Source organism: Enterobacter sp. PI-10 (assembly GCF_027947695.1).
In the GTDB taxonomy this organism is placed as follows: Bacteria; Pseudomonadota; Gammaproteobacteria; order Enterobacterales; family Enterobacteriaceae; genus Enterobacter; species Enterobacter vonholyi.
In genome coordinates this window covers 78,757-99,170 of sequence record NZ_JAJNOG010000005.1, presented here as the reverse complement: position 1 = coordinate 99,170, position 20,414 = coordinate 78,757, and the positions used below count along the sequence as shown (strand labels likewise).

The 20,414-nt window shown below is 54.6% G+C and carries 21 protein-coding genes; 9 read left to right on the top strand and 12 right to left on the bottom strand.

All coding sequences use genetic code 11. The annotated features are described in order from the left end of the window. Position 1: 1 nt before the first annotated feature. The 5 genes from LRM19_RS13230 to LRM19_RS13210 form a co-directional block, all read right to left on the bottom strand. On the bottom strand, positions 2–1,699 hold the full coding sequence (locus tag LRM19_RS13230; protein WP_271369170.1) for a ShlB/FhaC/HecB family hemolysin secretion/activation protein: 1,698 nt from the start codon (positions 1,697–1,699) through the stop codon (positions 2–4). Positions 1,700–1,881: 182 nt separating this feature from the next. Further along, entirely contained in the window at positions 1,882–2,835 is a 954-nt protein-coding gene (locus LRM19_RS13225; protein ID WP_271369094.1) for a GlxA family transcriptional regulator, read from the bottom strand. A gap of 26 nt (positions 2,836–2,861) precedes the next feature. Continuing rightward, positions 2,862–3,641 (bottom strand): MBL fold metallo-hydrolase, encoded by a 780-nt coding sequence (locus tag LRM19_RS13220; RefSeq protein ID WP_248175555.1) that lies wholly within the window; start codon positions 3,639–3,641, stop codon positions 2,862–2,864. A 121-nt stretch (positions 3,642–3,762) separates the two neighbouring features. Beyond that, entirely contained in the window at positions 3,763–4,563 is an 801-nt protein-coding gene (nlpA, locus tag LRM19_RS13215) for a lipoprotein NlpA (RefSeq protein ID WP_271369091.1), read from the bottom strand. A gap of 146 nt (positions 4,564–4,709) precedes the next feature. After that, positions 4,710–5,129 (bottom strand): GNAT family N-acetyltransferase, encoded by a 420-nt coding sequence (locus LRM19_RS13210; RefSeq protein ID WP_248175554.1) that lies wholly within the window; start codon positions 5,127–5,129, stop codon positions 4,710–4,712. A gap of 141 nt (positions 5,130–5,270) precedes the next feature. Here LRM19_RS13210 and LRM19_RS13205 point away from each other — a divergent pair, with 141 nt between their 5' ends. Then, complete coding sequence (locus tag LRM19_RS13205; protein ID WP_115876738.1) at positions 5,271–5,567, top strand: YicS family protein; 297 nt, start codon at positions 5,271–5,273, stop codon at positions 5,565–5,567. A 48-nt stretch (positions 5,568–5,615) separates the two neighbouring features. Here the strand turns inward: LRM19_RS13205 and LRM19_RS13200 are convergent, their stop codons facing one another. Next, positions 5,616–6,566 carry a LacI family DNA-binding transcriptional regulator gene (locus LRM19_RS13200; RefSeq protein WP_271369088.1) on the bottom strand — a complete coding sequence of 317 codons (951 nt, stop codon included), beginning with the start codon at positions 6,564–6,566 and terminating at the stop codon, positions 5,616–5,618. Positions 6,567–6,859: 293 nt separating this feature from the next. Here LRM19_RS13200 and LRM19_RS13195 point away from each other — a divergent pair, with 293 nt between their 5' ends. From LRM19_RS13195 to LRM19_RS13170, 6 genes are all read left to right on the top strand, one after another. After that, positions 6,860–7,174 (top strand): PTS sugar transporter subunit IIB, encoded by a 315-nt coding sequence (locus LRM19_RS13195; RefSeq protein WP_032644367.1) that lies wholly within the window; start codon positions 6,860–6,862, stop codon positions 7,172–7,174. Between the two features lie 11 nt (positions 7,175–7,185). Next, positions 7,186–8,511: a PTS sugar transporter subunit IIC gene (locus LRM19_RS13190; protein WP_121426070.1), complete on the top strand. Its 1,326-nt coding sequence runs from the start codon at positions 7,186–7,188 to the stop codon at positions 8,509–8,511. 17 nt (positions 8,512–8,528) lie between these two features. Further along, complete coding sequence (locus tag LRM19_RS13185; RefSeq protein WP_271369084.1) at positions 8,529–9,908, top strand: glycoside hydrolase family 1 protein; 1,380 nt, start codon at positions 8,529–8,531, stop codon at positions 9,906–9,908. A gap of 2 nt (positions 9,909–9,910) precedes the next feature. Further along, positions 9,911–10,213: a PTS lactose/cellobiose transporter subunit IIA gene (locus tag LRM19_RS13180; RefSeq protein WP_029741865.1), complete on the top strand. Its 303-nt coding sequence runs from the start codon at positions 9,911–9,913 to the stop codon at positions 10,211–10,213. A gap of 138 nt (positions 10,214–10,351) precedes the next feature. After that, entirely contained in the window at positions 10,352–11,731 is a 1,380-nt protein-coding gene (locus tag LRM19_RS13175; protein ID WP_111964264.1) for a carbohydrate porin, read from the top strand. A 134-nt stretch (positions 11,732–11,865) separates the two neighbouring features. Further along, the gene (locus tag LRM19_RS13170; RefSeq protein ID WP_115876741.1) at positions 11,866–12,771 is read left to right on the top strand and encodes a DMT family transporter; all 906 of its coding nucleotides are present in this window, start codon (positions 11,866–11,868) and stop codon (positions 12,769–12,771) included. Between the two features lies 1 nt (position 12,772). Here LRM19_RS13170 and LRM19_RS13165 read toward each other — a convergent pair whose 3' ends face one another. The 3 genes from LRM19_RS13165 to nepI are packed head-to-tail and all read right to left on the bottom strand — an operon-like array spanning position 12,773 to position 14,533. Then, positions 12,773–13,039, bottom strand: a complete 267-nt coding sequence (locus LRM19_RS13165) for a Txe/YoeB family addiction module toxin (RefSeq protein WP_041911701.1) — start codon at positions 13,037–13,039, stop codon at positions 12,773–12,775. Further along, positions 13,014–13,286 carry a type II toxin-antitoxin system Phd/YefM family antitoxin gene (locus LRM19_RS13160; protein ID WP_041911702.1) on the bottom strand — a complete coding sequence of 91 codons (273 nt, stop codon included), beginning with the start codon at positions 13,284–13,286 and terminating at the stop codon, positions 13,014–13,016. The genes LRM19_RS13165 and LRM19_RS13160 overlap by 26 nt, the downstream gene beginning before the upstream one ends. A 56-nt stretch (positions 13,287–13,342) precedes the next feature. After that, positions 13,343–14,533 carry a purine ribonucleoside efflux pump NepI gene (gene nepI / locus LRM19_RS13155; protein ID WP_249576786.1) on the bottom strand — a complete coding sequence of 397 codons (1,191 nt, stop codon included), beginning with the start codon at positions 14,531–14,533 and terminating at the stop codon, positions 13,343–13,345. A gap of 207 nt (positions 14,534–14,740) precedes the next feature. Between nepI and LRM19_RS13150 the strand changes: the two genes are divergently transcribed. Then, positions 14,741–15,739, top strand: coding sequence for an aldo/keto reductase (locus LRM19_RS13150; protein ID WP_127729040.1), 999 nt, complete (start codon positions 14,741–14,743; stop codon positions 15,737–15,739). A 91-nt stretch (positions 15,740–15,830) separates the two neighbouring features. On the opposite strand, the gene LRM19_RS13145 is transcribed toward LRM19_RS13150, so the two are convergent. Next, the gene (locus tag LRM19_RS13145; RefSeq protein ID WP_271369081.1) at positions 15,831–17,051 is read right to left on the bottom strand and encodes an MFS transporter; all 1,221 of its coding nucleotides are present in this window, start codon (positions 17,049–17,051) and stop codon (positions 15,831–15,833) included. A gap of 339 nt (positions 17,052–17,390) precedes the next feature. Here LRM19_RS13145 and LRM19_RS13140 point away from each other — a divergent pair, with 339 nt between their 5' ends. Then, the gene (locus tag LRM19_RS13140) at positions 17,391–18,311 is read left to right on the top strand and encodes a LysR family transcriptional regulator (protein WP_271369079.1); all 921 of its coding nucleotides are present in this window, start codon (positions 17,391–17,393) and stop codon (positions 18,309–18,311) included. On the opposite strand, the gene LRM19_RS13135 is transcribed toward LRM19_RS13140, so the two are convergent. Both LRM19_RS13135 and uhpT read right to left on the bottom strand, forming a co-directional pair. Next, the gene (locus LRM19_RS13135) at positions 18,308–18,760 is read right to left on the bottom strand and encodes a DUF1198 domain-containing protein (RefSeq protein ID WP_271369078.1); all 453 of its coding nucleotides are present in this window, start codon (positions 18,758–18,760) and stop codon (positions 18,308–18,310) included. The genes LRM19_RS13140 and LRM19_RS13135 overlap by 4 nt on opposite strands. A 175-nt stretch (positions 18,761–18,935) precedes the next feature. Then, positions 18,936–20,327 (bottom strand): hexose-6-phosphate:phosphate antiporter, encoded by a 1,392-nt coding sequence (gene uhpT / locus LRM19_RS13130; protein WP_023309834.1) that lies wholly within the window; start codon positions 20,325–20,327, stop codon positions 18,936–18,938. Positions 20,328–20,414 lie beyond the last annotated feature (87 nt).

The following is a 20,414-nucleotide window of genomic DNA, read 5'->3' as shown; positions in this document are numbered from 1 at the left end:
CTTAAAGCATGAAGGCAATGCGCCAGTTAACGCTCACATGATCCGGGCCGAGCCAGTCGGGGTAGTGCAGGGGCGTACCGACCGAAATCTGGCTGCTGTACCAGCGCCCTGCGCTGCTCAGCCCCACCGAGCCTCCCCATAACGTGCCGGAGGCAAAGCGGTCCTGACGGTCTTTTTCCAGCCAGCCGCCGTCAACGGCGACCGTTGCGCTCACTGCGCCAATCACCGGAAGGGTGAAGAGGGAGTACCCCAGCTCGTTACGCCAGTAGCCGCCGTTATCCCCGGACAGGTACTGCTCTTTAAAACCGCGCACGGAGCTTTCGCCGCCGAGCGTCAGGCGCTCAGAGCCGTACAGCCGGTCGGGCGACCACTGGCCGTAGGCGCTGGTCAGCCACCAGGCATTACGGGTAATCGGCCGCTGGAAGCTGGCGTTCAGACTCCATTTACGGAATTCCGCGCGCGGCACATCCCCGGACTTATCTTCGTCGGTTTCGGCACTGAACCACGGCATGCCGTGGCTCCAGGTCGGGTTGAAGGTCGCCACGCCGCCCAGCATTTTTTGCGTGTGCGTAATGCCCAGAATCAGGCTGGAGAGGTTGCGCGTGCTGCTCTGAAGCGGCGCGTCGTTGAGCCAGTTGCGGCTGGATCGCTGAACCACGCCAGCCGCAATGCCGGTTTTCACCTCCCCGTTGCGGAAGACCACCCAGGACGCGTTAACGCGGTGGGTTTTGGTATCGCCCGTGGAGAGCCAGTTGAATCCCTGGTTACTGATGGTGGTCCGGTAGTTACTCCAGGCGTAGCTGTAGTCCAGCAGGCCGTAGCCAAACGGCACGCTGACGCCCGCCTGGAAATTCTGCGCATCGTACGCGCTGGCAAAATCGCTGCTGCGCCCGCCGCTGACAAACCATTTATCCGCCAGCCCAAGCATATTATTGGCGGTGAGCACGCCACTCAGCTGATCTTCGCCGGTACTTTTCTGCCCGCTATTATCCAGGCTTACCGATGCACTTAAGGGAAATTCCGGTTTTGCCGTGAGGTTAACGATGGAATATCCGGCCTGCGTTCCCGGAAGAATTTCAATCTGAACCGGGTCGGCACGCAAACGGTTAATTTGCTCCATGCCCTGTTCGATGTCGCGTAAATTAAGGATGCCGCCGACCCGTCCCGGAAACGCCATTTTCAGCATGTGCGGCGTTTCGCCTTCCAGACGGATCGCTTCCAGCCGTCCTTCCAGCACCACAATATTCAGCTGACCGCCGGAGAGATCCTGCTCGGTAAGAAAAGCGCGGCTGGTGATATATCCCCGGCTGATATACCAGTCAGAAATATGGGCGAGAAGCTCCGTTATTTTTGCCATATCCAGACACCGGCCCTGCCACGGCGCGACAAGGGCCTGCCGGGTTTTCGGGGAGATTAGGGTCGCACCGGAAAGGGTAATGGTATTAATGGTGAAGCAGGGCCCGGCACCGGTAGCAGGCAGCGGTCTGGCGGGCGCGGGACGAGGAATACTCCGCTCCAGCTCCTCACGCTGTTGCTGGTTCTGTAATAAAAGCTGCTGCTGTTGCTGCTGGATGGAATCGCGATCGGCTGGAGACAAGGGGGCAGCGTTAGCGCTCGCTGAAAAAAGCGCAACCGATAAGATAAAAATAATATAATTTGCTAATGAAATTATTCTCTTTTTTATTTTATTGCTATTCATCCATGCCACAAAATTATTCGCAATTAATATTTTCGAAATATAAGAGCATTCTTAATGCGAGTATATCTAATTTGCGTTAGGGCTCATCAAATAAAATATTTTTTTAGAAAAATGAGAGGTCGATTAAGAAAAAATAATAAATTATTTAACTAGGCCTTAAATCTTGAGTTAGCCCAAATAAACTAGCTGTGAAGACGAAAGGTTTTTCTCCATTCCGCAGGGCTCACCCCAAAACGAGCCTTAAACTGCTGTCGCCAGGTGACGGCGGAATTAAATCCCACCAGCTCAGCCACGCGCTCAATCGGCATATTTCCGGCTTCAAGCAGGATCTGGCTGCGCCGCAGGCGTTCGGCGGTCAGCCAGTCGGCGACGCTCATCCCCGTAGCGTTAACAAAATGACGGGTCAGGGTGCGGCGGCTCATCGAGACGACCTCCGCCAGCGAGTCCAGGCTATGCGGTTCGGTGATGTGCTGCTGCAGGTAGTCGATCAGGCAGTTAATGCGTCCGTCGCGGGTATCTTTGGGTACCGGCTGGGCGATGAACTGCGCCTGACCGCCCTCGCGGTGGGGCGGTACAATCATCCGGCGGGCAATCTGGTTGGCGACCACGCTGCCAAAGCGCTGGCGAATGATATACAGGCAGCAGTCTAGTGCGGCGGCAGTCCCGGCAGAGGTAATGATATTGCCGTCATCCACGTAAAGGGCATTAATATCCAGCCGAACGTTCGGGAAGAGGGACTGAAACTGACGTTCGAACTCCCAGTGGGTGGCCGCACGCTTACCGTCGAGGATCCCCGCCCAGGCCAGCACAAACGACCCCAGACACAGCCCGACGATTTCTGCGCCGCGGTCTCTCGCCTGCACCAGGCTATCGAGCAGCGACTGTGGCGGGCGTTCAAAAACGTGCTGCCAGTAGGGAACGACAACAATATCGGCCTGCCCAATGGCGGTAAAATCCTGCGTGGCGTTGAGGGCAAATCCGTCTTTTGAGGTGAGGAATCCCGGCGTTTCGGCGCAGATCGTCACGTTAAAGCGCTTTTCTCCGGAGACCGAGTCGCCAAACAGAATGCAGGGAACGGAGTAGTGGAACGGGCTGAACCCGTCTACCGCGACAATCGCGACGTTGGCTAGCGGCATTTGTCTCTCCTTTCCCTTTTAGATACTCAGAATATAACGGTTTCGCCATCCTGGGGAATGCTCACTGCGTCACTCACCTGGTTGGCTTCAACGTACTCACGCAGCGCGCTGCGGGTTAACAGGCAGTGGTTAATGGCTTCCATATGGCTCGCCACAATTTTGGCCTGCGGCAGCAGGAAATGGACGTTGAGCACGTCCTCCTGCCCCATAATAATGGGCCCAAAGCCAATGACGTGAGCATAGCCGGCGTTCAGCACCACCACGTCCGGCTGATGCTTTTGCAGATCGGCCGCCACCTCGTCACGCCAGACGGTATCCCCGGCAATATAGAGCGTCTTCTCATCAGGATGGCGGAGCACCACGCCACAGGCCTCGCCCAGCCGCTCCGCCAGTTCGGGCACGGCATATGCGCGATCGGTCCCGTGCTGCCCACCGTGGGTTTTCGTAATCAGAATATCGCCGAAGAAGGTCGCGTCGGTCATGACCGTCAGGTTGCTAAACCCCTGGCTGCGCAGCAGCGCGGCGTCACGCTCGTTTTGCACGTAGATCGGCTTATCTTTGGCGATCAGCTCTGCCGCGGCGCGATCCCAGTGATCGTCATGAGTATGGGTGACGATCACCGCGTCGGCGTCCAGCAGCGTGTTGACGTCAACGGGGAGCTCGACAGTCGGATTACGGCGTTCGGCATACGCAGTGCCGGGAAAGCCCGGGTAAGCCCCTTTAGGGGCCAGCATCGGGTCGATTAAAAGACGTTTTCCGGCGTAGGTAATCAGCTGGGTGGCGTTGCGAATGTGGGTAATGTTCATGGGCTATCCTCCGGTTGGTGTGATAAGGAGAATAGCCAGCCGTCTCAGCTGACGCTGTGGGTTAAAGGGCGATTACCGATGGAATCGGGCCAATTTAAGCAACCCTTTTTCCATCAGATTGTTACCAGCCCGGCACCGCCCCGCCGTTAAAGATCGTCTCCGCCGCTTTCGCCACTTCAGGCGACTGATACGACTTGATAAATTCCTTCACGTTCTCCGCGTCTTTGTTCTCTTCGCGCGTCACAACGATGTTCACGTACGGCGAGTTTTTGTCTTCGATAAAGACGCTGTCATGCACCGGCGACAGCCCGGTTTGCTGGATATAGGTAGTGCTGATGATGGCGACATCGACTTTCGGGTCGTCCAGCACGCGCGGCAGCTGCGCCCCTTCGAGCTCCATGATTTTCAGCTGTTTAGGGTTGGCGGTAATATCCAGCGCCGTTGGCAGCAGCCCGGTGTCCGGCTTCAGGGTGATGAGCTTCTCTTTTTGCAACAGCAGCAGCGCGCGGCCCAGGTTTGTAGGGTCGTTTGGAATGGCAATGGTCGCTCCGTCCTTCAGGTCAGAGACGGATTTGATTTTGCGGGAATAGCCGGCCATCGGGAAAACAAAGGTGTTCGCCACGGCCACCAGCTTGTAGCCATGCGCCTTGTTATCCTCTGCAAGGAACGGGCGATGCTGGAAGACGTTGGCATCCAGTTCCCCCTGGTTGGTGGCATCGTTAGGCAACAGCGAGCCGCTGAAGCCCACCAGCTCCACGTCGAGGCCATATTTCTCTTTCGCCACCTTTTTGGCGACTTCCGCCACGTCCTGCTCGGCGCCGTTGATGACGCCGACTTTAATGCGTTTGGCATCGCTGCCACTTTGATCGCACCCTGCCAGCAACAGGCCAGCCAGTACCAGAGCACCCAATCGACGTTTCACAAGACAGTTCCTTTTGCTGAATGTTGTAATGACTATATCGACAACGAGGCGGTGAAATAAAAACCGAAAAAGAATCAATAAGAAGGATAAGTTATATGCGGGTATAGCCGGGTGGCGCTGCGCTTACCCGGCCTGCGGATTCAGAGCTAAAGGGCTTTCGCCAGGTAATGTCGCTGCATGCCCGGATAAGGATAATCCTGCAAAGACATTTGCAACTGGTACCCCTGTTTTTCATAGAACGGCCGCGCCTGGAAGCTGGCGGTATCGACCAGCGCGTGCTTGCAGCCTTTGCGTCTGGCTTCCTCTTCGGCCGTTCTGATGAGCTGGCTGCCAACGCCGGATCCGCGCACGGTCTCGCTCACCCAGAGATAGTCGATATTCAGCCAGTCGCCTTTTCGCACACCGATTAACCCGCCCAGCATGGCGCCATTATCGTCACGCACGTAAACGCCAACGTCGCCGCTAAAGGTCGCCATATCCAAAAATTGCGCGTTGTAGGCACGCAGCCCCACGAATAATTCTTCTTTTTCCTGCTGCGTAACCGTATTGGTAATGCTCAGTTGCATGACGTTCTCCCTGTTTTTGTGTGCTGTTTGACTATCTCACAGATACTTTACGGAGAAAATTCATACTTTCGGCTGGCGTCGCTACACTGAATGTAACGATATATTTCATGGGAAGCCTGTGACGTCAAAAGGGGGTTGTTGATGAAAGCTGCGCACCTGGTCTGCCTGCTGGTTTGTCTGCTCTTCGCCGCATTTGTCCATGCTCAGGAAAAAGAAGATCCCGCGAAAGAGGCGCAAATAAAGCAGCAGGTCCTTAAAGATATTAAGAAAACCTGTACCCCACAGAAAAAGCAGAGCGATAAAGCCTGGCAGGAGATGATTTTGTCGTCCGAGGCCAATCAGCTGCTAATCAAAAATGCCATTACCGCCGTGAAGCGCGACAACCTGGATGCCTACTGGGGGGCGATTGGGCAGGTGGATTGTATGGAAGATTATTGAATGCTGCTTGCCGGGTGGCGCTACGCTTACCCGGCCTGGAAAACATGTTTAACGCTTACGCACATCCGGAATAATTAAATCTCCGCGCAGCACATACGAGCCCAGCATCTGCGTTTTCTCCGTCAGCCAGCCCACAATGCGCGCCGCCATGGCATCCATGGAATATTCAATCGCCGGGATCACCGGAATACCCGGCAGGTGCAGCGATCCGGCAAGGCTAAAGACCATGATGTCGTCCGGTACCGATTTATTAAACGCCTGCAGCTGCGGGATCACCCGCTGGGCTTCCTGCTCGTCCGCCACCAGCAGCGCGTTGAAGTTCAGCGTGCTGGCGTTATTCAGCAGCTCCTGCAGCGCAACGGACGAAGACGTCGCGTCCATAAAGACCAGGTTGCGATTAAAGGGCAGGAAATTTTTCTCCAGCGCGTGCTTGTAGCCGAGCAGCACCTGGTCGGCAAAACCGCTGCCGTGGGGGTGGATCAGCGCAATCTGGCGACGCCCCTGGCTGGTGAGATAATTACAGGCAGTTTCTGCGGCAAAAGCGTGATCGAACTGGATGCTGTTGGAATTATCAGACTCCATGCAGTCGACCAGGATGACGTTGTCCATATCGACGTCCAGCGGGAAACGGGCGCCGATCACCAGGATGTCATCACAAAGCCCGCAGGAAAGTTCTTCAAGGGCGTTCATCACTTCCGCTTTGCTGTGCGCGAAACGCAGCAGCAGGTGTTTTTGATGCTGGCTGAGCTGTTTTTCCAGCGCGTACAGATAACCGGTGGTCTGGTTAATATTCTCCTGCGCGCAAATGACCCCAATGCAGCCCGTCGACTGGCTCAGCAGCGACTGGGCAATCACGTTGGGACGATAGTTCAGCTCATCCACAGCTTTCAGAACGGCCTGACGGCTGGCTTCCTTAACGCCACGCGACCCACTCAACACTCGCGAAACCGTGGCTTTAGACACCCCGGCAAGACGTGATACATCATTGATTGTCGACATCTTTTTCCCCTGGCAGGCTTACCTCGCGCCTGCAAATTCCATCACCGCTTCGGCTCACATTATAGCCAGAACGGAGTATATCCGTTTCCGTTTTCCATGGAAACCGATTTTCCGTTTCCACTCAAAATGATGTCAAAACAGCCAAATTATGTGACACACATCCGGTTAATTAGCCTCATAAGTATTGGATCTTGATGGCTATCACAGTTCTGCTCTTTATAAATGGAAACCGGTTTCCGTATCATGTCCAATCATCCTCGCAATAACTTTTTACATTTAGAGGATGGTTGTCGATGTTCAAGATTATGCTGTGCTGCTCTGCCGGGATGTCCACCAGCCTGTTGGTCAGCAAAATGGTCGATGTCGCGAAAGAACGTGGTTTGCCGGTGAAGATTGATGCGTACGGTGTTTCCGAATTTGATACGCAGTTTCCGCAATACCAGGTTGTCCTTCTCGGACCGCAAGTGAAATACATGTTACAGACACTCTCAGACAAGGCGGCGACGCATGGCATTCCGGTGCAGCCCATCGATATGATGGACTACGGCATGCAGCGTGGCGATAAAGTACTGGACTATGCTCTGTCGCTCATCGAAGCGGCACACTAAAAGGTGTTCACATGAGTTCGTTATATCAATCCATGGTCGCGGTGATTGAGCAGTCAATTACCCCGCTGGCCGCGAAGCTCGGCCAGCAAAAGTATGTGATTGCCATCCGCGACGGCTTTACCGCCGCGCTGCCGTTCATGATCATCGGCTCGTTTATGCTGGTGTTCATCTTCCCGCCGTTCTCGGCGGATACCACCAACAGCTTCGCCCGCGGCTGGCTGGATTTCTCCCAGACCTACCGCGAGCAGCTGATGCTGCCGTTTAACCTCAGCATGGGCGTTATGACCTTCTTCATCTCGGTGGGGATTGGGGCGAGCCTGGGACGTCAGTTTAACCTCGACCCGGTGATGTCCGGCCTGCTGGCCTTTATGGCCTTCCTGCTGGTCGCCGCGCCGTATGCCGATGGCAAAATCTCGACCCAGTATCTCTCCGGTCAGGGCATCTTCACCGCGCTGATTACCGCGATCTACTCCACCCGCGTTTACGCGTGGCTGAAGCAGAACAACGTGACCATTCGTCTGCCGAAGGAAGTCCCGACCGGCGTGGCGCGCTCGTTTGAGATCCTGATCCCGGTGATGGTGGTGATCGGTACGCTGCACCCGCTGAACCTGTTCATTGAAGCGCAGACCGGGATGATTATCCCGCAGGCGATTATGCACCTGCTGGAGCCGCTGGTGTCCGCCTCTGACTCCCTGCCCGCCATTCTGCTCTCCGTGCTGCTGTGCCAGATCTTCTGGTTTGCGGGTATCCACGGCTCGCTGATCGTTACCGGCATCATGAACCCGTTCTGGATGGCCAACCTCTCGGCAAACCAGGCGGCACTGGCCGCAGGCGCGGCGCTGCCGCACGTTTACCTGCAGGGCTTCTGGGATCACTACCTGCTGATTGGCGGCGTCGGTTCCACCCTGCCGCTGGCGTTCCTGCTGCTGCGTAGCCGCGTTACGCACCTGCGCACTATCGGCAAAATGGGCGTGGTGCCTAGCTTCTTTAACATCAACGAGCCGATTCTGTTCGGCGCGCCGATCATCATGAACCCGATGCTGTTTATCCCGTTCGTGTTCGTTCCGCTGGTCAACGCCTGTCTGGCGTACGCGGCAACCAAGCTCGGCTGGCTGGCACAGGTTGTGTCATTGACCCCATGGACTACCCCTGCACCGATCGGCGCATCGTGGGCGGCGAACTGGGCGTTGAGCCCGGTGGTGATGTGCCTGGTCTGTATGGTGATGTCCGCGCTGATGTACCTGCCGTTCCTGCGCGCCTATGAGCGTACGCTCATCAAAAACGAAGAGCAGAAGGCCCAGGCAACCGTCGGTGCCGCCGAGACCGCCAGCAATTAAGTCAAAGAGGAAGAGTCATGAAATACGCATTTCCCGATAACTTCTGGTGGGGCAGCGCAAGCTCCGCTCTCCAGACGGAAGGGGCAAGAGAGGGGGAAACCACTTGGGACTACTGGTTTGCCCGCGAGCCGAACCGTTTTCACAACGGCGTGGGGCCACAGCAGACCTCCACGTTTTATCAGCACTGGAAAACGGACATTCAGCTGTTGAAGCAGCTGAACCACAACAGCTTTCGCACCTCGATTAGCTGGGCGCGCCTGATCCCCGACGGTATCGGTGAAGTGAACCCGGACGCGGTCGATTTTTATAATCAGGTCATTGACAAGCTGAACGAACAGGGCATCACGCCGTTTATCACTCTGTTCCATTTCGACATGCCGATGGCGATGCAGGAAATAGGCGGCTGGGAAAACCGCGACGTGGTGGACGCGTACGCCCGTTACGCGCAGATTTGCTTCGAGCTGTTCGGCGATCGCGTGCTGCACTGGTTTACCTTCAACGAGCCGATCGTGCCGGTGGAAGGCGGTTATCTGTACGACTTCCACTACCCCAACGTAGTGGATTTCCGCAGGGCGGCCACCGTGGCGTATCACACGGTGCTGGCCCATGCGAAGGCAGTTCAGGCCTACCGCGCCGGGCACTACGCGGGGGAGATCGGCATCGTGTTGAACCTGACGCCGTCGTATCCGCGCTCGCAGAACCCGGCAGACGTGAAGGCGGCGCACGTTGCGGATCTGATGTTTAACCGCAGCTTCCTTGACCCGGTTCTGCGAGGCGAATACCCGGCGGATCTGGTGGCGCTGCTAAAATCCTACGATCAATTACCCGCCTGCAAGCCGAAAGACGGTTTCCTGATTGCGGAAGGGAAAATCGATCTGCTCGGCATTAACTACTATCAGCCGCGTCGCGTGAAGTGTCGCGACAGCGCGGTGAACCCGCAGGCGCCATTTATGCCGGAGTGGTTCTTTGATAATTACGAGATGCCGGGGCGCAAGATGAATCCGCACCGCGGCTGGGAAATCTACGAGCCGGGTATCTACGATATTCTGATTAACCTGCGCGACAATTACGGCAACCCTCGCTGCTTTATTTCCGAAAACGGCATGGGCGTCGAAAATGAGCAGCGTTTTATTGAAAATGGTCAGATTAACGATCAATACCGCATCGAGTTTATTTCCGAACATTTAGCCTGGCTGCATAAAGGGATTAGCGAAGGGTGTAATTGTCTTGGCTACCATATGTGGACGTTTATAGATAACTGGTCGTGGTGCAACGCGTATAAAAATCGCTACGGATTTATCCAGCTCGATTTAGAGACGCAGAAACGCACCATTAAGAAAAGCGGGGAGTGGTTTGCCGCCACCGCGTTAAATAATAGTTTTGAAAAAGAGTCATGATTATGATCGCATTAGAAGAAGCCGTAATGGAAATTATCGTCAATGCCGGGCAGTCCCGCAGCCTGTGCTTTGAAGCCCTGCACGCCGCGCGCCAGGGCAACATTGACGAAGCCAAAAGCCTGCTGCGCGAAGCCGACGGCTACGCGCGCCAGGCGCACAAGATGCAGACCAAACTGATCGAGCAGGATGCGGGCGAAGGCCGCCAGCCGATGACGTTAATTATGGTGCACGCGCAGGATCATTTAATGAATTCCTTATTAGCGCGTGAATTATCCGAAGAAATTATTCATTTATATCAGAGATAGCCTATGTCGAAATAAATTAATGTAACACCTCTGTACCTAAAACTAGAAATCCACTTGTTCTGATGATAGCGACATATTCTGTCAGATCGGAGCGGGATGGTTATTGTCTGAATAAAATTAAACTATATTGAGATAACCATGAATACGATTAAAAAACTTCCATTAACCATGGCGGTTATCGCCGCGCTTTGCCCAATTTCCGTGCTCGCACAGGAATTCACGCAGGAACAAATCGACGCCATTGTGGCGAAAGCGGTGGATAAAGCCCTGGCTGAACGTCAGGCCAAAATGGATGCTGCCGTCGCGAAAAAAGCGGACGTGGTGACCGAGCCGCAAAGCGCGGCGCAATCTCCGGATATGGCGATTCCGTTTGGGGTTAAATTTACCGGCTACGCCCGATACGGCGCGCACTTCCAGGCCGCCGATCAGAAATACGTGGCGGTGGACGGTTCATACAACGGCGCGTCCGCCATTGGTCGTCTGGGCAACGAAGGCAACGGCGGGGAATTCCAGCTTTCCAAGGCCTTTAAAGGCGAAAACGGCGCCATCTGGGACATCAACGTGATGATCGACCACTGGGGCGACGAAGTTAACCTGAAAAAAGCCTACGCCGGGGTGACCAATATTATGGCCTCCAACCCGAACGCCTATTTCTGGGCCGGTCGTGACTTCCACCAGCGTCCGCAGCAGGGCATCAACGATTACTTCTGGATGAACCACGACGGCCAGGGCGCCGGGGTGAAGAACTTCGACATCGGCGGCGTGCAGTTTGACGTCGCCGCCGTGGCGGCGGTGGAATCCTGTAGCCCGGAAGTGATGGAAGATGAAGCCAACCCGTCGCGCATCACCTGTACCGGCGGGTCCGGCACGGGCGACAAAGGCAACTACGCCGCGACCTCAAAAATCCACGGCATGAAGCTCGGACCGATCGACATGGAGCTTTACGCCAACTACGGCTTTGACTCCAAAGCGGTGGAGAGCGACGAACGTCTGAACGCGTGGCAGGGCGGCGTGGTGCTGAGCCACACCAACGACAGCGGCGTGAACAAGGTGATTGCCCGCTACTCCGATAATTCGGACAACAGCGTGTTCAACAAAACCGAGGATCTGACCACGGTCTACGCCAGCTTCGAAGGGCTGTACAAATTCACCCAGGCCACGCAGGTGGAGTATATCCTCGCCTTCCACGACTACGACAACAGCCGCGATAAGACCGACAACCGTAAGAACTACAACGCCATCGTGCGTCCGATGCACTGGTGGAACGACGTTCACTCCACCTGGCTGGAAGCAGGCTGGCAGCACGTGGATTACGACAACGGCGGCGACAACAAGGGCTGGAAGCTGACCCTGTCGCAGAACATGTCTATCGCCATGGGGCCAGAGTTCCGTCCGATGCTGCGCTTCTACGTGACCGGCGGCAAGGTGGATAACGCACGCACCGCGCGCGTGAACAACACCAAAGACGAAACGCTCGACGACTTCAACGTCGGCGCGATGTGGGAGGCGTGGTTCTAGTACAGCGCCGTTTGTTTCGCCCGGCGGCGCTGCGCTTGCACGGGCCTACAAGGTTTTGTAGGCCGGGTAAGCGTAGCGCCACCCGGAAAGATCCCATGTTATGCTAGAAAAAAACCAACATAACAGGGGAGAAAATGGGTTCTACACGTAAAGGGATGCTGAACGTCCTGATCGCCGCCGTTTTATGGGGCAGTTCCGGCGTTTGCGCGCAGTACATCATGGAGAAAAGCCACATTTCTTCGCCTTACCTGACCATGGTTCGCCTGCTGTTTACCGGCGTGATCCTGCTGACGCTCTCCTTCGTACACGGCGACAAGATTTTCTCGGTCATCAAACATCGCAAAGACGCCCTCAGCCTGCTGTTTTTCTCGCTGGTCGGCGCGCTCACCGTGCAGCTCACCTTCCTGCTGACGATTGAAAAATCCAATGCGGCAACGGCCACTGTGCTGCAGTTTCTGTCGCCAACCATTATCGTGGCCTGGTTCGCGCTGGCGCGGAAAAAGCGCCCCGGCGTGTTTGTTTTATCCGCGATTGTGACCTCGCTTGTCGGGACGTTCCTGCTGGTCACCCACGGCGACCCGACCTCGCTCTCCATCTCGCCTGCCGCACTGTTCTTCGGCATCGCCTCGGCGTTTGCCGCGGCGTTTTACACGACCTATCCGTCAACGCTGATTGCCCGCTACGGCACATTGCCGATTGTCGGCTGGAGTATGTTGATTGCCGGGTTAATGCTGACGCCGTTCTACGCCGGGCGCGGGACGACCTTCGTCATTGACGGCAGCCTGCTGCTGGCGTTTTTCTACCTGGTCGTGATCGGCACCGCGCTGACGTTCAGCCTGTATCTGAAAGGCGCGCAGACGATCGGCGGGCCGAAAGCGAGCATTCTGAGCTGCGCCGAGCCGCTGAGCAGCGCGCTGCTGTCGGTGGTGTTGCTGGGCGTGGCGTTCACCCTGCCGGACTGGCTGGGGACGTTGCTTATCGTGTCGTCGGTTATACTGATTTCGATGGATTCAAGAAGACGGGTGAGGACATCGGCGTGATCTACGAATAATAGTGATAGCGGCACATTAAAATAGTAAGAGCGCTATCTGACACCCCGTAAACCAGACGATCGGTATCATTGATTCGACGGGACCAGTATCCGGAAAGGTTACCTTTAAGGGGTTCCGGCTTACCCAGGCCATCGAAAGGTTGACGCTTCGCATCTTCAATCAATTTATTGATTCTGCGAAGCGTTTTCTTGTCCTGCTCCTGCCACCACAGGTAATCATCCCAGCCGTTATCAGTCCAAATCAGTAGCCTGGTCATCTATCAGATCCCTCTGCGTGGTTTTTCCGGTATTTGCCTGTGCGATTGACTCCATCAGTCGGCTGGCGTTAGCAGGCGAACTCATCAGATGGATGGTTTCCATCATCGAGTTGTAGTGCTGCAGAGACATAACCACCGCATCCCCCCCGTTTCGGCGGCTGATGATGGTTGTCTCCACGTTGTCATTCACGTCGTCCAACACATCTTTGAGTCGGCTTCGTGCTTCGGTAAACGTCACAACCTGCATATTCCCTCCTGTACAAGTTACGGTACAAGTATATCGATGAAGTGACTATTTATCAATCAACGTGCTTTAACCTTGCCCGCCACCAGCAGCGCGGTCAAAAGCATCAGCGTGCCGGAAATCACCAGCGGTGACGTCAGCCCCAGGTGGTCGAGCGCCACGCCGCCAATCGCCGCGCCGCAGGTGTTTGCCAGCTGGATCACCGCCACCTGAATCGACCCGGCTTTTTCCGCCTGATCGGCAAGCGAGCGGGTGATCCACGTCGACCAGCCCACCGGCACCAGCGCAAAGGCAAAGCCCCAGATAATCGCAATGGCAGACGCGACCCACTTATCGCTGCCCCACAGCACCAGCACCGCGGCGCTTGCAGCCAGCACCAGCGGCGCACCCGCCAGCGCCACTTTCAGGGAGCGCTTCAGGAACTGGGACGAAAGCGAGGTACCGACAAAGCTGGCGATACCGAAGCTCAGCAGCACCAGCGTCAGGCCGTCTACGTCAAAGCCCGCCATGGTCATAAACACCGGGCGGATATAGGTAAAGAAGGCAAACTGCCCGGCAAAGGACATAAAGATCGCGGTCATCCCCGCCAGCACGCCGGGACGCTTCAGCAGGCTAAACATGTTCTGTTTGTGGTGCGCCGCTTCGCCAGGCAGGGACGGCAGCGCCTTCCACACCCAGATAACGCAAAGCACGCCCATAACCGCCGCCGCATTAAAGACGTTACGCCAGCCGATAATCCCGCCCAGGAAGCTGCCCAGCGGCGCGGCAATCACCAGCGCGATGGAGACCGCGCCAAATATGACGGACAGCGCTTTCGGCACGGTGCGCGCAGGCACCAGGCGCATGGTGAGCGAGGCGGACATCGCCCAGAAGCCGCCGAGCCCCAGTCCCAGACAGGCGCGCCCCAGCAGCAGCAGGGTAAAGCTTTCCGCGAAGGAGACCAGCAGGCAGGAGAGCGTCAGCAGCACGCTGAACAGAATGACCACTTTGCGGCGGTCGATGGTGCCAATCACCTGGGTGATAAACAGGCTGGCAAACATCGCCACAAACGCGGTGACGGTAACGGACTGCCCCGCCACGCCTTCGGAAATGCCCAGGTCCTGCGCCATCGGTGTCAGCAGGCTCACCGGCAGAAACTCAACGGTAATCAGGCAGGCGACGCAGAACGCCACGGAGAAAACCGCCGACCAGTTGGGGCGTGAAACCTCTTTGGTCTGCGGTCTGGTCGTGGGCTGGATATGTTCTGTCATGGCGTCACCTGAAGATAAAAACGTGCGGAAAAGTCGCGCAGTTTATCATCAAAAGTGTGACGGATTTAACGATTTGACAACTTTTGTCGTTTTTAATGAGCCAGGAGGGAGAGCGTCGTCGACTGATACCTTTTCAGCATAACGAAAATGAAAATTCAGTATCCACATTTGAGGTGAAACAATCATAGCGTCTGAAAAGGAGAAACTATGAAAACACGTAACTTATCTCAAAATCTTAGTGTTAGTGCTATTGGCTTTGGTGCGATGGGGCTGAGTGAATTTTACGGGCAGACGGATGACAATGCATCACTTGAGGTGTTGCATAAGCTCATCGAACTGAACGTGACGTTCATTGATACCGCAAATCTTTATGGCCGCGGTCACAATGAAAGGCTGATCGGTCACTTTCTTGCCGGGCTGGATAAAAGCACACGCGAGCAGTTTAAAATTGCCACGAAGTGCGGTATCGATCGCTCTCCCGACGAGTCCTATGCCCGCTCCATTAATAACACACCCGACTATATCATCCGTTGCTGTAACGAATCCCTTAAGCGCCTTGGCGTTGAACGCATCGATCTCTTTTACCTTCACAGAGTAAGCAACGAAACACCGGTCGAAGAAAGCATGGATTGCCTCAGTGCGCTCGTTAAAGAAGGTAAAATTAACCATATTGGTCTTTGTGAAGTTTCAGCTTCAACGCTACGACGGGCCCATGAAGTCCATCCTGTCACCGCGCTGCAAACGGAATATTCTCTGTGGACGCGTGATATTGAAGATACCGTTCTGCCGGTCGTGAAAGAGTTGGATATCGGCCTGGTGCCTTACTCGCCTCTTGGTAGAGGCTTCCTTACTGGAAAATACCTGAACAACAGTGATTTTGCAGAGGGTGATTTTCGCAAGAATAACGAACGTTTTATTCAGTCCAGTCTTGATCATAATCGCCAGTTGCTCGATGCGATTACGCCGCTTGCGCAGAAATACGGTTGCACTTCGGGTCAAATTGCACTGGCGTGGTTGCTGGCGCAATACGATAAACTGGTTCCCATTCCGGGCACTAAGCACACCCGTTACCTGGCAGAGAATGCACACTCAGCCGACATTGTTCTGGAAAAAAGCGATATTCAATCACTGAACGATATTCGTCGAAAGATAGAGATAAAAGGTGAACGATATTCTGCAGAGGGAATGAAGGGTGTAAACGCCTGATACCTCATCATGAAATAAAAAAACCGGGTTTACCCGGTTTTTTTATCCGTTGTCAGCAATGATTATTTTTCATCCATGCCGGATGCGGGCATTAATTGGACTCATAAGATTTCTCCATCCGGGATTGTTTAGCGGTCAACGTGGCAGGGATAAACGCAATAAGCAGAACGGAAAGGCCGATGGCCGTGGCGGCGACGATATACAGGAGCGGCAGTGAAAATGATGAAACTATCCAGGCACCGACCGACGCGCCGATACCAATGGCGGTATTGAAAAATGAAACGTAGATTGCAGAGGCGGGGAAGGCTTTATCCTCTGCCATACATAAAACCCAGGTCTGGAAGCCGACAAATATTCCTGACACGGCGATACCCCAGACAATCATGCTGGTGAATATCATCGCAGCAGAGAGCGAGGAACCTGACAGACCCAGGAACAGCAGCACTGCACAGATCAGCAGTACAGACAACGAGACCGTCAGCTTGAGATACTTATCAATCAACACGCCGGTGAGGAAATTACCGGCCAGACCCGCGATGCCGTAAACAAAAAGCACAGCGGGAATAAAGGTGATGGACAGTGAACTCTGCGCATGTAGCCAGGGTTCAATATACGTAAAAGCAGCAAAGTGGGCCGTAACGGCCAGCAAGGTTGCTGAGTAAATTTTCCACAAGGTAGACGACTTTAGCACGCCTTTAAGCGCATCCAGGCCAAGCGAACTTTTGCTGACGATCCGGGGAACAAGCACACTAATACCCACAAAGGCAATTACGCTCAGCGCGGCCATCAGCCAAAATGCCTGCCGCCAGCCGAAGTGAATACCAATATAGTTGGATACCGGCACGCCAAAAACGCTTGCTGCGGAAACGCCTCCAAATACGATTGACGTCGCCGCGCCAATATATCTGGCAGGTACGATAGCTACCGCCGCCGCGCCGATCATCGCCCAGAATGCACCGTGAGCAAGCGCACCCAGTACGCGGGCGCTAAGCAGCATGCTGTAGGTGTCTACGGTCGCGGCCATGACGTTAGAAATCAGAAGTACCACGGTAAGCACGAGTAAAAGGCGCTTCCTGGACACATTCCCTAAAAAGACGGAGGCAAACAGCGCACTCAACGCCCCGACCCAGGCATAAAGCGATACGGTCATACCCACTGCAGATTCCGAAGACTGTAGCCCATCTGCAATTGGGGTTAATAAACCTACTGGCGCCAGTTCAGTGGTAACAATAGTAAACGTTGAAATAGCCAGAATAAATAAAGCAAGCCATGACTTTAAGGTCATTTTTTGCGGAAAACGTTCTACAGCCATAATCGCCACCTCAATATACTAATCAGTAAATTCTTTTACGAATTGGATAAATGTTGAATGTTGTTACCCACAAACGGGATACTCAATATCTTCGGGCCAACGATGATATTTCTGAGAGCCGTACTTAGTTTCCACGCGATACTTTAGAACAGAGAAATCCTTTTAATAAAAATAAGAAAAAAACAGAAATTAATTTATCAACTCAGTGCATAAGTGGAATTATTAAATTTGTAATATACTTTTTGTATTACTATTAAATTGGGTTTTTCTTCATAGCGTTACCGTGTAATATCGAAATCGAAAAAAGACTAAATACCTTTTCGCATTCAGGACTCACGTATGGCCACAGCAGAACATTTAATCAGCAATAACCTGCCCAGTATCAAACAATTACAATGCTTTCTCGCTGTTGCACATGAACTGAATTTCCGTAAGGCTGCCGAACGTCTACGCATGACTCAACCGCCATTGACGCGCCAGATAAAGTGCCTTGAAGCTGTTCTGAAACGTCAGTTGTTCAGCCGCAGCACGCATGACGTTAGCCTCACTGAAGCAGGTCGTGCGCTGGTTGTTCAGGCTGAAAAAATACTCAAAGACATCAGCAATTTAAAAGAAGACACGCTCTCCTCTGAAACGAGCCTCCGAATCGGGCTGACGCGGACGCTTAATTTTGAATATATTGAACCGGTGAACACCCAGCTTCAAAAAATGAACGCGGGAGATGATGTCGAAACGCCGGATCTGACGTCAGCGCAACTGCTGCAAAGCTTGTCTAAAAATATGCTGGATCTGGTGCTGACCGGTGAAAAAGGAACGGGTCATGAAGACATTGTTCAGTACCGGTGGGTCTGCCAGGAGCCGTTACTCATCGCAATGCCCTCTTTACACCCTGCAAGTCTCAAAGAGAAAGTCTCCCTCGAAGATATCAGTGATTTACCCATATTCTGGTTTTCCAGAAGTGCAAACCCTTCATTCTACGACAAATGCGAAAGCTACTTTGATACGCTAAAAGCGCCGCTGAAGCGTATTAAAGAGCCGGATGATACCCTCGTGATGCTGAGCCGTATCGCAAGAGGGAAAGGATTTGCGCTGCTGCCGCAGTCGAAATGCACCTTTAATCAGGAAGGACTTTACTACCGTGAACTCACGGACGCGGAGGCAAAAAGGTTAAACATAGATATCTATGTCGCCACCCGCCTCAATGAAAACAGAGAGGAGATTCTGAACGCTCAGAATGTCTTATGCGGGAAAATGCCTTAATGCAGATAAAACACACCCTCTTCCGGCAGGAAGAGCTGGTTGTAGCGTAGCTGGAAGGCGTTCAGCTCCTGCGGATCGGGCTCCATCTCCCGCATGAAGCCAAGCGCCAGACGAATTTGCGCATCGGTAATGGGTGCGGCAAGGCGGGCTTTTCGCAGCATGCGGTACCAGGCGTGCAGGTTCTCCTCGCTGGCGTCGACAATGCAGACCTGCCAGATCAGCAGCACCTGCGCGGCGTTTTGCAGATGCGCTTCGTCCGGGCGCTCAAGGTAGCGGATAAACTCATTGCCCGGCATTTTGCCGAACTGATCGATCATCGACTCAACCGGCATCGGGGTGATGCCCAGACGCTCGCTTAAACGTTTGATGGCGCGGCGGGAATCTGAGGTCAGGACGCGAAATCCCACCACAAACACCACGGCAAGCGTTGCCAGCATTATCCAGACCATGCGTTCTCCTATGAATAGCCGCTCATCATAGCGGGAAACGCACGGCGTCAACAGCGGGCAGAACCAGAATAGTGCACTGAAAAGACGTTGCGGGACGGGGGATAAGGTATTAATGCCGTCGGCGGAAATAAAAAAGCCCGGCATCACACACCGGGCAAAGACGTTACCTGCACACTCAGGCTGTTTTTAATTTCTGCGCACGATTCTCACGGCGAATTTTACGTTCCTCCAGCACCGCGACCATCGCCATCAGGACGATACAGCCGATCGCTGCCGCATCCAGCGCCGCGAAGGTGCCCGCCCAGCCGGTGAGGCCGAAAATTGGCGTACCGTCAGCGATCATCCCCAGACCCAGCTTGGCGAAGCTGTCGCCGATCAGATAGGCGAAGGTGCCTTTAATCCCATCGGCAGCGCCGATCGCTTTTTTCGGTACGAAGCCCACTGCCGCCACGCCGATCAGCAGCTGCGGACCAAACACCAGGAAGCCAAGCGCGAACAGGGATGCGAGGTAAACGTACTGGTTGCTGGCATGCTGGTAGACGCCAAGTGTGGCGATAATCAGCGCCAGCGCGACGCAGGCCACCAGCGCACGACGGCCGTTGGCGAGGTCAGAGAGCCAGCCCCACAGCAGGGTGCCGACAAGCGCGCCCACTTCGAACAGGGTGAAGCCCTGAATCGCCACCTCTTTAGAGAGCTTCAGCTCCTGGAAGGCGTACACGGTGGACCACTGGTCGATGCCGATGCGCACCACGTACAGGAAGATGTTTGAGAAGCACAGCAGCCAGATCACTTTGTTTTTCAGCACGTACTCAACAAAGATCTGCCATTTGGACATCTCGTTCTCTTCGGTCTCTTTGTCCTCTTCGCTGATCTCTTCCCCGAACAGCTCTTCGGCTTTGCCGAGGCCGTACGATTCCGGGGAGTCGCTGCCGTAGCGCAGGCCGATAAAGCCGACAATCAGGGCGATAATCGACGGGAAGATAAACATGCCGATCACGTGGCCGTCGAACAGGTAGTTTGCGCCAAACAGCGCCACGCCTGCCGCACCCGCTCCGCCGAGGTTGTGGGAGATGTTCCACATGCCGAGGTACGAACCACGCTTGCGGCGCGGGGTCCACTTGGTGATGGTGGAGTAGCTGCACGACCCGCCGGTACTCTGGAAGAAGCCGCTCAGGGCGTAGAAGGCGATCATCAGGAACAGGCTGACAGACCCTGCGCCCATGCTGGCGCTGAAGCCGAGCATACAGATGGCGGAGAGGATCAGCATAAACGGCAGGAACTGCTTGGTGTTTTTGCCGTCCGCGTAGTAGGACACAACCGTTTTTCCCACGCCGTAGGTGATGGAGAAGCCCAGGCCAATCATCCCCAGCTGCGTCATGCTCAGCCCGTAGGTGGAGATCATGTCGTTCTGCGCGATATTAAAGTTTTTGCGGATCAGGTACATGGTCAGGTAGCCGATAAAGACCACCAGATAGGACTGCATGAACGGTTTGAACCACATTTTGCGCCGCACGTCGAGCGGCAGATCCAGGGTCGGTTTGCGCACCTGGTTGAGGAAGGCCAGCATGGTTTGCTCCTGAGCTGATTTTTACCTGCGAATGGCAGGCATTGTAAAAATCAGCCAGGAGAGATGCCTGAGACAGCGTCCAGGTAA

What these genes read in the sequence shown, in the direction of transcription:
- LRM19_RS13170 (WP_115876741.1), top strand. Translation starts at nt 11,866, where the DNA reads ATGGGTTCTACACGTAAAGGGATGCTGAACGTCCTGATCGCCGCCGTT.
- LRM19_RS13135 (WP_271369078.1), bottom strand. Translation starts at nt 18,760, where the DNA reads ATGGTCTGGATAATGCTGGCAACGCTTGCCGTGGTGTTTGTGGTGGGA.
- LRM19_RS13180 (WP_029741865.1), top strand. Translation starts at nt 9,911, where the DNA reads ATGATCGCATTAGAAGAAGCCGTAATGGAAATTATCGTCAATGCCGGG.
- LRM19_RS13140 (WP_271369079.1), top strand. Translation starts at nt 17,391, where the DNA reads ATGGCCACAGCAGAACATTTAATCAGCAATAACCTGCCCAGTATCAAA.
- LRM19_RS13210 (WP_248175554.1), bottom strand. Translation starts at nt 5,129, where the DNA reads ATGCAACTGAGCATTACCAATACGGTTACGCAGCAGGAAAAAGAAGAA.
- LRM19_RS13200 (WP_271369088.1), bottom strand. Translation starts at nt 6,566, where the DNA reads ATGTCGACAATCAATGATGTATCACGTCTTGCCGGGGTGTCTAAAGCC.
- nepI (WP_249576786.1), bottom strand. Translation starts at nt 14,533, where the DNA reads ATGACAGAACATATCCAGCCCACGACCAGACCGCAGACCAAAGAGGTT.
- uhpT (WP_023309834.1), bottom strand. Translation starts at nt 20,327, where the DNA reads ATGCTGGCCTTCCTCAACCAGGTGCGCAAACCGACCCTGGATCTGCCG.
- LRM19_RS13205 (WP_115876738.1), top strand. Translation starts at nt 5,271, where the DNA reads ATGAAAGCTGCGCACCTGGTCTGCCTGCTGGTTTGTCTGCTCTTCGCC.
- LRM19_RS13225 (WP_271369094.1), bottom strand. Translation starts at nt 2,835, where the DNA reads ATGCCGCTAGCCAACGTCGCGATTGTCGCGGTAGACGGGTTCAGCCCG.
- LRM19_RS13195 (WP_032644367.1), top strand. Translation starts at nt 6,860, where the DNA reads ATGTTCAAGATTATGCTGTGCTGCTCTGCCGGGATGTCCACCAGCCTG.
- LRM19_RS13220 (WP_248175555.1), bottom strand. Translation starts at nt 3,641, where the DNA reads ATGAACATTACCCACATTCGCAACGCCACCCAGCTGATTACCTACGCC.
- LRM19_RS13190 (WP_121426070.1), top strand. Translation starts at nt 7,186, where the DNA reads ATGAGTTCGTTATATCAATCCATGGTCGCGGTGATTGAGCAGTCAATT.
- LRM19_RS13150 (WP_127729040.1), top strand. Translation starts at nt 14,741, where the DNA reads ATGAAAACACGTAACTTATCTCAAAATCTTAGTGTTAGTGCTATTGGC.
- LRM19_RS13160 (WP_041911702.1), bottom strand. Translation starts at nt 13,286, where the DNA reads ATGCAGGTTGTGACGTTTACCGAAGCACGAAGCCGACTCAAAGATGTG.
- LRM19_RS13230 (WP_271369170.1), bottom strand. Translation starts at nt 1,699, where the DNA reads ATGAATAGCAATAAAATAAAAAAGAGAATAATTTCATTAGCAAATTAT.
- LRM19_RS13185 (WP_271369084.1), top strand. Translation starts at nt 8,529, where the DNA reads ATGAAATACGCATTTCCCGATAACTTCTGGTGGGGCAGCGCAAGCTCC.
- LRM19_RS13175 (WP_111964264.1), top strand. Translation starts at nt 10,352, where the DNA reads ATGAATACGATTAAAAAACTTCCATTAACCATGGCGGTTATCGCCGCG.
- LRM19_RS13145 (WP_271369081.1), bottom strand. Translation starts at nt 17,051, where the DNA reads ATGGCTGTAGAACGTTTTCCGCAAAAAATGACCTTAAAGTCATGGCTT.
- LRM19_RS13165 (WP_041911701.1), bottom strand. Translation starts at nt 13,039, where the DNA reads ATGACCAGGCTACTGATTTGGACTGATAACGGCTGGGATGATTACCTG.